14 protein-coding genes are annotated in these 14,645 nt (G+C 60.8%); 3 read left to right on the top strand and 11 right to left on the bottom strand.

Features of this window, described 5'->3' with window-relative positions:
* Positions 1-89 precede the first annotated feature (89 nt).
* The 5 genes from tcuR to ybfF all read right to left on the bottom strand — a co-directional run bounded on the left by tcuR (position 90) and on the right by ybfF (position 3,770).
* Positions 90-1,016, bottom strand: coding sequence for a tricarballylate utilization LysR family transcriptional regulator TcuR (gene tcuR, locus ABLV54_RS16255; RefSeq protein ID WP_023288855.1), 927 nt, complete (start codon positions 1,014-1,016; stop codon positions 90-92).
* Between the two features lie 127 nt (positions 1,017-1,143).
* Positions 1,144-1,596 (bottom strand): ferric iron uptake transcriptional regulator, encoded by a 453-nt coding sequence (fur, locus tag ABLV54_RS16250; RefSeq protein ID WP_004885952.1) that lies wholly within the window; start codon positions 1,594-1,596, stop codon positions 1,144-1,146.
* 291 nt (positions 1,597-1,887) lie between these two features.
* A complete protein-coding gene (gene fldA / locus ABLV54_RS16245) occupies positions 1,888-2,418 on the bottom strand; it encodes a flavodoxin FldA (RefSeq protein WP_002894765.1) in 531 nt (176 codons plus the stop codon).
* Between the two features lie 151 nt (positions 2,419-2,569).
* Positions 2,570-2,863: a LexA regulated protein gene (ybfE, locus tag ABLV54_RS16240; protein ID WP_002894767.1), complete on the bottom strand. Its 294-nt coding sequence runs from the start codon at positions 2,861-2,863 to the stop codon at positions 2,570-2,572.
* 133 nt (positions 2,864-2,996) lie between these two features.
* Positions 2,997-3,770 carry an esterase gene (gene ybfF, locus ABLV54_RS16235; RefSeq protein WP_048297063.1) on the bottom strand — a complete coding sequence of 258 codons (774 nt, stop codon included), beginning with the start codon at positions 3,768-3,770 and terminating at the stop codon, positions 2,997-2,999.
* A gap of 183 nt (positions 3,771-3,953) precedes the next feature.
* Between ybfF and seqA the strand changes: the two genes are divergently transcribed.
* From seqA to ABLV54_RS16220, 3 genes are read left to right on the top strand one after another with little or no spacing between them, the layout of a single operon-like run.
* Positions 3,954-4,502 carry a replication initiation negative regulator SeqA gene (gene seqA, locus ABLV54_RS16230; RefSeq protein ID WP_032428668.1) on the top strand — a complete coding sequence of 183 codons (549 nt, stop codon included), beginning with the start codon at positions 3,954-3,956 and terminating at the stop codon, positions 4,500-4,502.
* A 32-nt stretch (positions 4,503-4,534) separates the two neighbouring features.
* Positions 4,535-6,175, top strand: a complete 1,641-nt coding sequence (gene pgm / locus ABLV54_RS16225; protein WP_023288859.1) for a phosphoglucomutase (alpha-D-glucose-1,6-bisphosphate-dependent) — start codon at positions 4,535-4,537, stop codon at positions 6,173-6,175.
* 54 nt (positions 6,176-6,229) lie between these two features.
* On the top strand, positions 6,230-6,667 hold the full coding sequence (locus ABLV54_RS16220) for a hypothetical protein (RefSeq protein WP_049014755.1): 438 nt from the start codon (positions 6,230-6,232) through the stop codon (positions 6,665-6,667).
* Here ABLV54_RS16220 and kdpE read toward each other — a convergent pair.
* The 6 genes from kdpE to kdpF are packed head-to-tail and all read right to left on the bottom strand — an operon-like array spanning position 6,649 to position 14,434.
* On the bottom strand, positions 6,649-7,326 hold the full coding sequence (gene kdpE / locus ABLV54_RS16215) for a two-component system response regulator KdpE (RefSeq protein ID WP_002894776.1): 678 nt from the start codon (positions 7,324-7,326) through the stop codon (positions 6,649-6,651). The two genes, ABLV54_RS16220 and kdpE, sit on opposite strands and share 19 nt — an antisense overlap.
* A complete protein-coding gene (gene kdpD / locus ABLV54_RS16210; RefSeq protein WP_032455149.1) occupies positions 7,323-10,010 on the bottom strand; it encodes a two-component system sensor histidine kinase KdpD in 2,688 nt (895 codons plus the stop codon). The genes kdpE and kdpD overlap by 4 nt, the downstream gene beginning before the upstream one ends.
* On the bottom strand, positions 10,011-10,586 hold the full coding sequence (kdpC, locus tag ABLV54_RS16205) for a potassium-transporting ATPase subunit KdpC (protein ID WP_050532980.1): 576 nt from the start codon (positions 10,584-10,586) through the stop codon (positions 10,011-10,013).
* 10 nt (positions 10,587-10,596) lie between these two features.
* Positions 10,597-12,645: a potassium-transporting ATPase subunit KdpB gene (gene kdpB, locus ABLV54_RS16200; RefSeq protein WP_004885966.1), complete on the bottom strand. Its 2,049-nt coding sequence runs from the start codon at positions 12,643-12,645 to the stop codon at positions 10,597-10,599.
* Positions 12,646-12,665: 20 nt separating this feature from the next.
* The gene (gene kdpA, locus ABLV54_RS16195) at positions 12,666-14,345 is read right to left on the bottom strand and encodes a potassium-transporting ATPase subunit KdpA (RefSeq protein ID WP_023288864.1); all 1,680 of its coding nucleotides are present in this window, start codon (positions 14,343-14,345) and stop codon (positions 12,666-12,668) included.
* Positions 14,345-14,434, bottom strand: a complete 90-nt coding sequence (kdpF, locus tag ABLV54_RS16190) for a K(+)-transporting ATPase subunit F (RefSeq protein ID WP_020323459.1) — start codon at positions 14,432-14,434, stop codon at positions 14,345-14,347. The genes kdpA and kdpF overlap by 1 nt, the downstream gene beginning before the upstream one ends.
* Between the last annotated feature and the right edge of the window lie 211 nt (positions 14,435-14,645).

Raw genomic sequence — 14,645 nt, 5'->3', positions numbered from 1 at the left:
CCCTTACAATTTAATTAATTGTTAAATTTGTAATGGGAATGTAGGCGGTAACGGCGGCGGGGCGCTATGGCGTAACGCTAAAGAGGGGTTTAGTTAACGTAAAGGGTGGCGCCTGGCCAGCGATCGGACTCCACCAGCTGGCGCATGACTTTGCTTAGTATGACCCGTGCCGCAAGGCCTGCCGGGGTGAGCTCATCATCCGACAGGCTGACCAGAAAGTTGGGGCGGCTGAGGACCGGATTAGCGATGCCGATCACCCTCAGCGCCTGATGGTCGAGATGGGAAATAGCGGCCCCGGGCTGCAGAGTGGCGCCCAGTCCGCTGCGCACGGCCTGCATCAGCAGGGCCAGACCGTCAATGTCCGCCACCACCTCAACGCTGAGGCTGTGCTGCTGGCAAACCGCCTCCAGCCTGCCGCGCAGGCCGTGGCCCTGGCTTGGCATAATCAGCGGCAGGGTGGTGAGCTGGTCAGGGGAAACAGGGTCATCCGGCAGCGAGGCCAACAGCGCATGGGTGCCAATCAGGAACAGGCGCTCTTCGAGCACCGGTCTGGCGCTCCAGCGCAGGATCTTCTCCTGCTGGAAGACGATGGCTAAATCCAGCTGGCGGGTGTTGATCATCCGCTCCAGATTCCCGGAGAGGCTTTCCACCAGGTGCAGGCGGACGTCGGGGTAGCTCTCGCGCATCGCGTTGATGAACGGTACGCCAAGAACGGAGGCGGTGCTGGGGGCCATGCCGACGCTGACGTGGCCCGACAGCCGCGCCTCGCGGGCGGCGAGGATGGCATCATCGGCATGACGCAGCGCCAGCTGCGCCTGTGAGTAGAAAGCGAGGCCCGCGCTGGTGGGCGTCACGCCGCGAGAGGTTCGCTGCAGGAGGCGAATGGACAGCTCATTTTCCAGACGCGCGATCTGCTGGCTGAGCGCCGAGACGCCGATATTCAGATCGAGCGCGGCGCGGCCCATGCTGCCGGTTTCAACAATGCGCGTAAAATAGCGTAGCTGGCGAAGTTCCATATCAACTCTCCGGACAAAGCGGGGACTCGCGAGGGTCGCCGCCGGGACGTGAGCGGGAAGCGCGGCAGAAGCGCCCATAAAAAAGCCAACCGGCTGGTTGGCTTTTCAGAGCAGGCGAAGCAGGGAATTACTTTTCCACTGCGTCGTGGGCGTGTTCGTCCTCGCGGCAATCACCTTCCGCACAGTGACCGTACAGATACAAACTGTGGTTGGTCAGGCGGATGCCGTGACGGGAAGCGATTTCACGCTGGCGCGCTTCGATAGAGTCATCACTGAATTCGATCACTTTGCCGCAGTCGAGGCAGATCAGGTGATCGTGGTGATGCTGCTGGGTCAGTTCGAAAACGGATTTACCGCCTTCAAAATTATGACGAGTCACGATACCGGCGTCATCAAACTGGTTGAGGACGCGGTAAACGGTCGCCAGACCAATCTCTTCGCCCATGTCGATCAGGCGTTTATATAAGTCTTCCGCACTGACATGATGGTTATCCGGTTCCTGCAGCACTTCAAGGATTTTCAGTCGAGGAAGTGTGACTTTCAGGCCAGCCTTCTTTAATGCGGTATTGTTGTCAGTCATGCGGAATCTGTCCTGTTGCTAAACGATCTACTTCCTTCAACGGAAGTCATACAGAAATTAACCCGACGTAATGCGTCTCATTATAGAACTGCCACTGGTAAATGAAAACTGCAAGCATCGGGCCTGGTTTGCTGTCAAAAACGAGGCACCAGCTACAAACTGCGTCACGTGCCTCGTAGAATCAGAGGACATTGTACAGATATGTGATTAAAAGTTAAAAACTTGTAGCTATTAGTTTGATTGCTTTTGTCTATTAATACGACGCAACTCAATGATTGCGCCGCTTAATGATCAGGCGTTTTTGATTTCTTCGAGGTGCAGCTCTTCAGCTACCTGCTTCACCCACTTCTCAACGCGCTCGTTGGTCAGTTCCGGCTGACGGTCTTCATCAATGGCGAGGCCGACGAAGTGGTCGTCATCCGCCAGGCCTTTGGAGGCCTCGAAGTGATAGCCGGCAGTCGGCCAGTGGCCAACGATGGTCGCGCCGCGCGGCTCAATGATGTCGCGGATGGTGCCCAGCGCATCGCAGAAGTACTCTGCGTAGTCTTCCTGGTCGCCGCAGCCGAACAGCGCCACCAGCTTGCCGTTAAAGTCGATCTCTTCCAGCGTCGGGAAGAAGTCGTCCCAGTCACACTGGGCTTCACCGTAGTACCAGGTCGGGATGCCGAGCAGCAGGATGTCGTGGGCTTCCAGATCTTCTTTGCTGCTTTTGGCAATGTCGTGAACATCAGCAACATCTTTACCAAGCTGCTTTTGAATCATTTTTGCAATATTTTCGGTGTTGCCGGTGTCGCTGCCAAAAAAGATGCCGATGATTGCCATGAGTAAAATAACCTCTTGAAACTTAAATGATGTGGTAGGGACGCGATGCCCACAGATAACGGCAATCATAGCAGAACAGGCAAGGACGCGGAAACAGCAATCACGCCCGACTGCACACTCTGCTACATGAATGCGGATTTTTCGCGGAAAGTTAGACTTTTCCCTGGCTGCGCAGGGCGGTTAATTGCGTCATCAGCATCTCTTCGATGAGATCGCTGCGGCTCATATTACGCGCTTCCGCCAGTTCGTTAAGCGCATCGACCGCGTCGGCGTTGAGCTTTAGCTCCACGCGCTTCAGCCCGCGCACTTTATCGCGTTTCAGCTGATTACGTTTGTTGATGCGCAGTTGTTCATCGCGCGACAGCGGATTGGTTTTTGGTCTTCCCGGGCGACGCTCGTTTGCGAACAAATCTAATGTCGTACGGTCCGTTTGTTCTTTTGCCATGATTCTGAGTGACTTCGGGGAAACAAGCTGCCGGGCTCTAGCCGGCGCAGATAGCGCGCCATCATACATCAGGCGAACGGCTGCGCCAACGACCGCGGGCATTCTGCGGCGCGGTCGGGCATATTTTAGCCAATCAGGCGCCAATGCTCGTGAGATAGCGGCGGATCGCGCGCAACACCGCTTCGGGTTTCTCGGCATGGACCCAGTGTCCGGCGCCGGCGATGACGTGGGCCCGGGCCTGCGGGAACTGGGCCAGCAGCGCGTCGCGGTAGGCGTCGGTCACGTAGGGTGAGTTACCGCCGGGAATAAACTGCGTCGGGTGCGGCCAGGCCGGGATGGTTTCCCAGCCGACGATATACGGGTACTGGTCCCACAGCACCGGGACGTTGAAGCGCCAGTCGCCGTCGACGAAAGATTTCAGCAGGAACTGAATCACCCCCTCTTCCTGCAGATGCTCGCGCATCACCTGCGCCGCCTGCTGGCGGGTGCTGGCGGCGGATTCGCTGACGGCGCGGATAGCGGCGAAGATCTCATCATGGCGGCGAACATGATAATCCACCGGGGCGATATCGATCGCCACCAGACCGTTGATGCGCTCCGGCGCCAGGGCGGTCAGCGCCATCACCGCTTTGCCGCCCATCGAATGGCCGATAAAGGTGGCGCGCTCAATCTGGTGCGCGTCGAGCGTATCGAGCAGATCCTGCGCCATCGCGGGGTAGGTCATCTCTGGCGACCGCGGCGACAAACCGTGGTTGCGCATATCGACCTGCAGAATATCGTGGTCGGCGACCAGGTCGCGGGCGAGGATGCCCAGGTTGTCCAGGCTGCCAAACAGACCGTGGACCAGCACGATCGGGGAGTGGTTGTGCGGATTCTGTGCAGATTGCGCTCGGCTATTTAATTTCATGGCAAAGTTCTTTTTTTCGCTCCGTCGGGTTAGGGTATTATGTTGGACATTCTGCCATCCGGCTGCAAGACCCAGAAGTTTTCTGAGTTTTACCGCCATCCTGGTTTGACGCTATCCGCGGTTGGGATTTGTACTTATAATCCCAACGATTTGTATTCAGAAAAGATATCGCACTGGATTAAGATGAAAACAATTGAAGTTGATGATGAACTCTATCGCTATATTGCCAGCCACACTCTGCATATCGGCGAGAGCGCATCCGACATTTTACGGCGCATGCTGAAATTTTCCGCCGTTTCCCAACCGGCTACACAGGTCAGCAAAGCCGCGCCGGCGCTGGCGCCCGCGCCTGCCGTTGAGGTGAAACCCGCTAACCCGGCGAAAGATAAAGTCCGCGCCATGCGCGAGATGCTGTTATCTGATGAATACGCCGAGCAGAAGCGCGCGGTGAACCGTTTTATGCTGGTGTTGACCACCCTCTACTCCCTGGACAGTAAAGCATTTGCCGAGGCGACGGAGTCTCTGCATGGCCGCACGCGCGTCTACTTTGCGGAAGATGCGCGTACGCTGCTGAAAAGCGGTAATCAGACCAAACCGAAACAGGTTCCTGGTACACCGTGGTGGGTGATCACCAATACCAATACCGGCCGTAAATGCAGCATGATTGAGCACATCATGCAGTCGATGCAGTTCCCTGCGGAGCTGATTGAAAAGGTTTGCGGCACGATCTAGCTTTTTAACATTTGCACCAGAAGGATCAGGCAATGGCAATCGATAAACGTGCGGGGCAGCCTGCGCAACAGAGTGATTTGATTAACGTCGCCCAACTGACTGCTCAGTACTACGTGCTGAAGCCTGAAGTCGGTAATGCGGAGCATGCGGTCAAATTCGGCACCTCCGGCCATCGCGGCAGCGCGGCGCGTCACAACTTCAACGAACCGCATATCCTGGCCATCGCCCAGGCGATTGCGGAAGATCGTGCGAAGAACGGGATCACCGGTCCGTGCTATGTCGGTAAAGATACCCACGCCCTGTCCGAGCCGGCGTTTATTTCGGTGCTGGAAGTGTTAACCGCCAACGGTGTTGACGTGATCGTGCAGGAAAACAACGGCTTCACCCCGACGCCGGCGGTCTCCAATGCGATTCTGGTGCATAACAAAAAAGGCGGTCCGCTGGCGGACGGCATTGTGATCACCCCGTCACACAATCCGCCGGAAGATGGCGGTATCAAGTACAACCCGCCAAACGGCGGTCCGGCTGATACCAACGTCACCAAAGTGGTGGAAAACCGCGCCAACGAACTGCTGGCCGCTGGCCTGCAGGGCGTGAAACGCCTTCCTCTGGACGCGGCGCTGGCTTCCGGCCACGTCAAAGAGCAGGATCTGGTGCAGCCGTTTATTGAAGGCCTGGCGGATATCGTCGACATGGCGGCGATCCAGAAAGCGGGCCTGACGCTGGGCGTCGATCCGCTGGGCGGTTCCGGTATCGAATACTGGAAGCGCATTGGCGAGCACTACAAGCTCAATCTGACCATTGTGAACGACCAGGTAGACCAGACCTTCCGCTTTATGCACCTCGATAAAGACGGCGCCATCCGCATGGACTGCTCCTCGGAATGTGCGATGGCGGGCCTGCTGGCGCTGCGCGATAAGTTCGATCTGGCGTTTGCCAACGACCCGGATTACGACCGTCACGGGATTGTCACCCCAGCCGGGCTGATGAACCCGAACCACTATCTGGCGGTGGCGATTAACTACCTGTTCCAGCATCGTCCGCAGTGGGGCAAAGAGGTGGCGGTCGGTAAAACCCTCGTCTCCTCGGCGATGATTGACCGCGTGGTGAACGATCTGGGCCGCAAGCTGGTGGAAGTGCCGGTGGGCTTTAAGTGGTTCGTCGACGGCCTGTTCGACGGCAGCTTCGGTTTCGGCGGCGAAGAGAGCGCCGGGGCCTCCTTCCTGCGCTTCGACGGCACGCCGTGGTCCACCGATAAAGACGGCATTATCATGTGCCTGCTGGCGGCGGAAATCACCGCAGTGACCGGCAAAAACCCGCAGGAGCACTATAACGAGCTGGCGGAGCGCTTTGGCGCGCCGAGCTACAACCGTCTGCAGGCTTCCGCGACCTCCGCGCAGAAAGCGGCGCTGTCTAAGCTGTCGCCGGAAATGGTCAGCGCTGACACCCTGGCGGGGGATCCGATCACCGCCCGTCTGACCGCAGCGCCGGGCAACGGGGCGGCGATTGGCGGCCTGAAAGTGATGACCGACAACGGCTGGTTCGCGGCGCGTCCGTCAGGCACCGAAGACGCCTACAAGATCTACTGCGAAAGCTTCCTCGGCGAAGAACATCGCAAACTGATCGAAAAAGAAGCGGTAGAGATTGTCAGTGAAGTGCTGAAGAACGCCTAAAGGCGCACGACCATCAGGCCCCTCGCGGGCCTGATTTTTTTCGCAAGGATAGCGATGAAAATACAACGGAAGTCCCTGTTTTTGTTCTGGGCGTGGATGGATCTCTTTTTCGTCCTGCAATTCTTATGGTGGAATATTGCCCACCGCCGACTCCCTTTTTACGACGACCTGCTGGCTTACCTCCAGCTGCTGCACGACTGGGGCGCTGCGGCGGTCTGGCTCTATCCGCTGAATGTGCTGCTGATTATCAGCATCCCGCTGTCGATGATCCTCTTTTTCCGTCAGAGCCGCTATGGGCTGTGGCTGGCCTGGGGGCAGGCGCCGCTCAGGCTGGTGTTTATGCAGCCCTCGCTTTCTGTGGGTCTGTGGCTGATTCAGGCCGCCGGCGTCCGGCATTTCGCGATCCTGGCAGGCTTCCTGCTGCTCTCTGAAGGGTTGAAAATCGCCAGCCTCTGGTACTGCAGAGGCGGGGCTCAGGGCATAAAGCGATAGCCAATCCCGGTTTCGGTCAGCAGATGCTGCGGGCGCGCCGGATCGGCCTCCAGCTTTTGCCGCAGGTGACCCATATAGATCCGCAGATAATGGCTGTGCTCCACGGCGTTAGGGCCCCACACCTGATTCAGCAGCTGGCGCTGGGTAAGCACTTTGCCGGGATTATTCAATAGCGCCGCCAGCAGGCGAAACTCGATGGGCGTCAGGTGGATCTCTTCGCTGCCGCGCAGGATGCGGCGGGCGGGGATATTGACCTCCAGGTCGGCGAAGCGCACCACCGGCTCGTCGGCCTGCGCCGCGCCGTGACGACGCAACGCGACGCGCAGGCGGGCCTGCAGCTCGCCGATGCCAAAGGGTTTACTTAAGTAGTCATCGGCGCCGGCATCCAGGGCGGCAATTTTGTCGTGCTCTTCGCTACGCGCTGACAGGACGATAATCGGCATCTGACTCCACTGGCGCAGGTCGCGAATAAAATCAATGCCGTCGCCATCCGGCAGGCCGAGATCGAGGATCGCGAGGTCGGGCTTACGGGTGGCGGCTTCGATCAGCCCGCGCTGCAGGGTTTCCGCTTCAAATACGCGCATGCCGTCGGCTTCCAGCGCGGTGCGCAGAAAGCGACGGATAGCGTGTTCGTCTTCGATAATCAGAACGTTAATCACAATTCCTCAGATAGCTCTTCCAGTTCAGGGGGCGTTTCTCCCGGCAGTGTAACACGGAATGAGGCGCCGCCTTCCGGCCGGTTGCTGGCGGAGATGGTCCCGCCGTGGACGTCGACGATGGCCTGACAGATGGCAAGGCCCAGCCCGACGCCGGGGATCGCCGACTCTTTGTTGCCGCGGGCGAATTTATCAAAGATAGCCTGTTCCTGACCCGCCGGGATCCCCGGACCATTATCCCATACCTCCAGCGACAGCTGCCGGGCGTCTGCTTCGGCGCGAATACCGATGTCCGCCCGGGCGCCGGCATACTTATGGGCATTCTCCAGCAGATTGATCAGCACCCGCTCGAACAGCGGCCCGTCGACATGCACCAGCTGCAGCGGGTCGGGTAAATCCAGTTGAACGTGCTGGCCGCCGAGGCTCGGCTCGAGCATACGCAGCGCGCTGCCGACCACTTCCTCCAGCGTCAGCCACTCCTTGTGCAGATTAAAGCCGCCGGACTGGATCCGCGCCATATCCAGCAGGTTGTTCACCAGCCGGGTGGTATTGAGCACATGCTGGCGGATTTCATTGGCCTGCGGGGCATGCTTCGAGCCCTCGCTGGCCAGATCGAGGGTCAGGATTTCCGCCTGGCCAAACAGCACGGTGAGCGGGGTACGCAGATCGTGGGACAGGGCGGCGAGCAGCGAGTTACGCAGGCTTTCGCGCTCGCTGGTCAGCCGGGCCTGCTCTTCGCTGGCGGTCAGGGTGAGACGCTCCAGGGCGCTGGCCACCAGCAGGGTGAAGGTCTCCAGCAGCCGCTGCTGCTCCGGGATCATCAGCTGGCGCAGATTCGCCGGCTCCACCACCAGCAGTCCCCAGGTGCGGGCGGCGCTCTTCAGGGGCAGGATCTGATACGGCACGCCGGGCAGGGTATCGGTGCCGGCGCCGGCGGGTTGCCCCTTATCAAAGCTCCAGCGGGCGATGGCGTCATCCCACGGCGTCAGCCCGGGCTGGTGGGTTAAGGGCAGCAGTTTCCCCTGGGCGTCCGGGAGCAGCAGCTGGCTGCGAGCCTGAAAGGTGGAGGCGATAAACCGCTCGCTGGTGGTGGCGATATCCTGCTGGCTACGACCCACCGCCAGCGCTTTGGACATTTCATACAGGTGGCGGGTACGCCGCTCGCGATAGCGCGCCACCCGCGCCTGGTAGCGCACGCCGGCGGTGAGGTTACCGATAAGCAGGCCAACGGTGAGCATCACGCCGAAGGTGAGCAGATACTGGACATCTGACACCGCCAGCGTGCCGCGCGGGGCGACAAAAAAGAGATCGAAACTGATAACGTTGATCACCGTCGCCAGCACCGACGGCCAGCGGCCATAGAGCAGGGCGATGATCACCACCCCCAGCAGATAGAGCATGACCAGGTTGGCGGCTTCGAAGGCCATCAGCCACTGCATGGCCACCAGAGTAATGATGGCGCACAGGGCCACCGCCAACGCGCAGCCCTGCAGCTGCAGCCGCCATTTCTCCAGCGCCGGACGAGTGTCGCTGGCGCGCGCCGGAAGGGGGAAGGGCTTTTCATCCAGGGCGATGACCACCAGATCGAGGTCCGGCGCGTGACGAGCCAGACGGTCGGCGAAGCCGCTGCGATCCCACCAGCGGCGCTTGCTCTGGCGGCCGATGACAATTTTTCCGAGGTTATGTTCGCGCGCGTAATGGAGGACCGCTTTCTCTTCAGACGGGTCGGAGAGGGTGGCGGTTTCGGCGCCCAGCTCCTGGGCCAGACGCAGCGCGGCGAGGATGGCCCGCCGCCGGGATTCCGGCAGGCGGTGCAGGGAAGGCGTTTCGACATATACCGCATGCCAGACGCTGCCCAGACGGGCGGCGAGGCGGGCGGCGGTACGCACCAGCTTTTCGCTGCCGGTGTTGTGCCCGATACAGAGCAGAATGGCGTCGCGGGTGTGCCAGACTTTCTCCTGGCCCTGGCGGTCGCGCCAGGCGCGCATCTGCTCATCGACGCGATCGGCGGTACGGCGCAGAGCCAGTTCGCGCAGCGCAATCAGGTTCCCTTTGCGGAAAAAGTTCTCGATAGCGCGCTCGGCCTGGCCGCCGATGTAGACTTTGCCCTCATTGAGCCGCTGGCGCAGATCGTCAGGGGGGAGGTCCACCAGCACCACGTCGTCCGCGGCGTCAAAAAAGGGATCGGGGACGGTCTCCCGCACCTGCACGCCGGTGATCCCGCTGACAACGTCGTTCAGGCTTTCCAGATGCTGAACGTTAACCGTGGTGAAGACGTCAATCCCGGCTTCCAGCAGTTCGTCCACATCCTGCCAGCGCTTCGGATGGCGGGAGCCGGGGGCATTACTGTGCGCCAGTTCATCCACCAGAATCAGCGCCGGGCGGCGGGCGAGGGCGGCGTCGAGGTCGAACTCATACACGTAGCGCCCGCGGTGAGCGAGCCGCCGCGGCGGCAGGGTGCTCAGGCCCTGCAGCATCGCGGCGGTCTCTTTCCGGCCGTGGGTCTCCGCCACGCCAATCAGAATATCCAGCCCCTGGGCCCGCAGCCGCTGCGCTTCCGCCAGCATCGCCCAGGTTTTCCCCACCCCGGCGCAGGCGCCGAAGAAGACTTTCAGTTTGCCGCGATGCGGGGCGGCGGTGTGCTGCAGCAGGCGGTCAGGGTCCGGACGCAGCGGCTCGTCACTCATTTACTTATCCTTCAGGGCATCCAGCGCCATATTGAGTTGCAGTATATTGACCACCGGCTGGCCAAGGAAGCTCAGCAGCGGCGTTTGTGTGGCCTGGTTAACCAGCGTGGTCACCTGGTCGACGCTCAGCTGGCGCGCTTTGGCCACCCGGGGCGCCTGCCACAGCGCGGCGGCCGGGGTCAGGTTGTTATCGAGACCGCTCGCCGAGGTGGTGACCAGTTCGACTGGCACCCGCGGGTCGGCATCCGGGTTCGCGGCGCGCAGGGCCTGCACCCGCTCGCTCACCGCCTTATCCAGCGCCGGGTTGCTGGCGGCGAGGTTGCTGCCGCCAGAGGCCATCGGGTTATCCGCTGTCTCCGCGGTGGCTGACGGGCGGCCCTGGAAATAGCCTGCGGCGGTAAAGTTCTGGCCAATCAGCGCCGAGCCGCGCACCTCGCCGTTCAGGCGGATCAGCGAGCCATTGGCCTGTGAGTTAAACCACCACTGTCCCAGGCTGGTGGTCAGCAGAGGATAAACGCCGCCGGTGAGCAGGGTTAACAGAATAAATAGCACAAGTGCTGGACGAATCAATGACATAGTTTGTTCCTCACACCAGACCGCTCAGGGTCAGCAGCAGGTCAATGGCTTTAATACCGATAAAAGGCACCAGCAGACCGCCGAGGCCGTAGATCCACAGGTTGCGGCGCAGCATCGCCGAGGCGGAGAGCGGGCGATAGCTCACCCCTTTCAGGGCCAACGGGATCAGGAAGACGATGATCAGCGCGTTGAAGATAACGGCGCTGAGGATCGCCGACGATGGCGAATGCAGGCCCATCACGTTCAGCATCGCCAGCTGGGGATAGACCGCGGCAAATGCCGCCGGAATAATGGCGAAATATTTCGCCACGTCGTTGGCAATACTGAAGGTGGTCAGCGAGCCGCGCGTCATCAGCATCTGTTTGCCGATATGGACCACCTCAATCAGTTTGGTGGGGTTGGAATCCAGGTCGACCATGTTGCCCGCCTCTTTCGCCGCCTGGGTGCCTGAGTTCATGGCCACCGCGACGTCGGCCTGGGCCAGCGCGGGCGCGTCGTTGGTGCCGTCGCCGGTCATCGCCACCAGCCGACCTTCCGACTGATACTGGCGGATCAGCGCCAGCTTGGCTTCCGGCGTCGCTTCGGCGAGGAAATCGTCGACGCCGGCCTCGGCTGCGATCGCCGCGGCGGTAAGGCGGTTATCGCCGGTGATCATCACCGTTTTAATGCCCATTTTGCGCAGCTGGGCGAAACGCTCTTTGATGCCGCCTTTGACGATATCTTTAAGCGAAATAATCCCCAGCACCTTTTCACCTTCGGCAACCACCAGCGGCGTTGCCCCCTGGCGGGCGACCTCTTCCACCTGCTTCTCGACATCGGCAGGGAAGTGGCCGCCGTTGGCCTCCACGTGACGGCGAATCGCGTCCACCGAGCCTTTACGGATCATGCGCTGATCGATATTGATACCGCTCATCCGCGTTTGCGCGGTAAAGGGGACAAAGGTGGCGTGCAGCGACTGCAGATCGCGTTCGCGCAGGTTGAAGCGCTGCTTCGCCAGCACCACGATGCTGCGTCCCTCAGGGGTTTCGTCCGCCAGCGAGGAGAGCTGGGCGGCGTCGGCGAGGGTTCGTTCTTCCACACCGCGCGCCGGCAGGAAAGCGGAGGCCTGGCGGTTGCCGAGCGTAATGGTCCCGGTTTTATCCAGCAGCAGGACATCGACATCGCCTGCTGCCTCCACCGCGCGGCCGCTGGTGGCGATCACGTTGGCGCCCAGCATACGGCTCATCCCGGCGACGCCGATCGCCGACAGCAGACCGCCGATAGTGGTCGGGATCAGGCACACCAGCAGAGCGACCAGCACGGTGACGCTCACCGCATTGCCGCTCCAGGCCGAGAAGGGCCAGATGGTGGCGGTGGCCAGCAGGAACACCAGCGTCAGGGCGATCAGCAGGATCGTCAGGGCGATTTCGTTCGGCGTTTTACGGCGCTGGGCGCCTTCCACCATGGCGATCATCCGGTCGAGGAAGGTTTCTCCCGGGTTGACGCTGCAGCGGATCACCAGCCAGTCGGAGAGGATGCGCGTCCCGCCGGTCACCGAGGCGAAATCGCCGCCGGATTCGCGGATCACCGGCGCGGATTCGCCGGTAATGGCGCTTTCGTCCACCGAGGCGCCGCCTTCGATGACTTCGCCATCGCAGGGGATAATATCCCCGGCTTCCACCAGCACCACGTCGCCTTTGCGCAGATCTTCCGCCGGCACATGGTCGACCGTCGCGTCATGCTGCGGGGCGCGCAGCTTACGGGCGAAGGCCGTTTTTTTCACCCCTTTCAGGCTATTGGCCTGGGCTTTGCTGCGGCCTTCCGCCATCGCTTCGGCAAAGTTGGCGAACAGCACGGTAAACCATAACCAGATACTGATGGCGGCGGTAAACGTGGCGCTGCCGGTCAGGGCGCCGCCAGCCATGGCGATGGCCAGCAGGGTGGTTAACAGGCTGCCCACCCAGACGATAAACATCACCGGATTGCGCCACTGCACCATCGGGCTGAGTTTTTTCACGGCATCCAGCAGCGCCTGGCGCACCAGCGTCGGCTCCAGCAGGGCTAATTGTTTGCGACTCATAACAGGGGGCTCCGCATCGCTCAAAGTAAGGAAAAGTGTTCGGCCAGCGGGCCAAGCGCCAGCGCAGGAATAAAGGTCAGGGCGCCCACCAGCAGCACGGTGCCGATCAGTAGACCGATAAACAGGGCGTCGTGGGTGGCCAGGGTACCGGGGCTGGCCGGTTGAATTTTCTTCGTCACCAGCGAGCCGGCGATAGCCATCACCGGAATGATGACGGCGAAGCGTCCAGCCAGCATGCAGAACGCCAGCAGCAGGTTCCAGAAGGGCGTCGCCGCGCCCAGGCCGGCGAAGGCGCTGCCGTTGTTATTGGCCGCCGAGGTGACGGCGTACAGCACTTCGCTAAAGCCGTGCGCGCCGGGGTTGAACATCCCGGCGCGGCCGGCCTCGGTCATCATCGCCAGCGCCGTGCCGAGCAGTACCAGCGTCGGGGTGACCAGAATGGCCAGGGCGATCATTTTCATTTCCCGGACATCGATTTTCTTCCCGAGGTACTCCGGGGTGCGGCCGACCATCAGCCCGGCGATAAACACCGCCAGCATAACGAACAGCAGCATGCCATAGAGACCCGAGCCGACGCCGCCGAACACCACTTCGCCAATCTGCATCAGCCACATCGGCACCATCCCGCCCAGCGCGGTGAAGGAGTCATGCATGGCGTTGACCGCGCCGCAGGAGGCGGCGGTGGTGATCACCGCGAACAGACTGCTGGCGAGAATACCGAAGCGGCTCTCTTTACCTTCCATATTCAGGCTGCTGTCGGCGCCCAGCGTCAGCAGGTGCGGGTTGCCGCGGGTTTCCGCCCACATCACCACGGCGACGCAGAGGATAAAGATCAGCGTCATCGCCCACAGAATAGCGCGCCCCTGGCGGCGATCGCTCACCACCTCGCCGAAGGCGAAGCACAGCGCCGCCGGGATCAGGAAGATGGCCAGCATCTGCACGAGATTGGTCAGCGCCGTCGGGTTTTCAAACGGATGGGCGGAGTTAGCGTTAAAGAAACCGCCGCCGTTGGTGCCCAGCAGCTTAATCGCTTCCTGTGAGGCGACAGGCCCCATCGGCAGCAGCTGGTGCGCCCCTTCGAGGGTGGTAAAGGGCTGGTAAGCCTGCAGGTTCTGCGGCACGCCTTGCTGAATAAAGAACAGGGCCGCCAGCAGAGAGAGCGGCAGCAGCAGCCACAGGGTAATGCGCGTCAGGTCGACCCAGGCATTGCCGAGGGTGGACATTTTCTGTCGGGCGAAGGCGCGGGTCAGGGCGAAGACCACGGCGATGCCGGTGGCGGCGGAGAGGAAATTCTGCACCGTCAGCCCCACCATCTGGCTGAGATAGCTCATGGTGCTTTCGCCGGCGTAAGCCTGCCAGTTGGTATTACTGACAAAGCTGACCGCGGTGTTGAGCGCCAGATCCCACGGCAGCCCCGGCAGGTGCTGCGGGTTAAAGGGCAGCACGCCCTGGAGCATCAGCAGGGCAAACAGCGCCAGGCCGCCGAGGGCGTTAAACAGCAGGATCGCCAGCAAATACTGCAGCCAGCCCATCTCTTCGGCGCGGATCCCGGCCACGCGCCACAGAACGCGCTCGACGCCGGCCAGGCCGGGAAGCGGGATGTCGTTCACCATTCTCGCCAGACACATCCCCAGCGGGCGCGCCAGCGCCAGCAATACCAGCAGATAGCTGGCTAATAATAAAAATCCCTGGGCAGCCATCAGAATGCCTCCGCATGTATCAAGGCATAAACCAGATAAGCCAGTAACAGGAACACCAGCCCAACGCCAGTGAGTACGCCTGCAGTCACAATCCACCTCCGGGTGTGTTTTTGATTTACCAGGAGAATAGAAATTACGGCGCAAAGATTTCGCAAAAATCCGCGGGCGCGGTGTAAAAAAAGTATAAAAATGGCAAAGGCACAATTTAACTGATGGTTAGTATTAATTTAACTTTTTCGTAACTAATTTACGGGATGAATGTAAATTAAGTATAAATACGTGCTTTTTAGTGGTCGGATG

Origin of the sequence: Klebsiella sp. JB_Kp042, from assembly GCF_040065275.1 — a bacterium.
In the GTDB taxonomy this organism is placed as follows: domain Bacteria; phylum Pseudomonadota; class Gammaproteobacteria; order Enterobacterales; family Enterobacteriaceae; genus Klebsiella; species Klebsiella quasipneumoniae.
The sequence above is the reverse complement of the archived record's forward strand: the minus strand, read 5'-3'. Positions and strand labels throughout refer to the sequence as shown.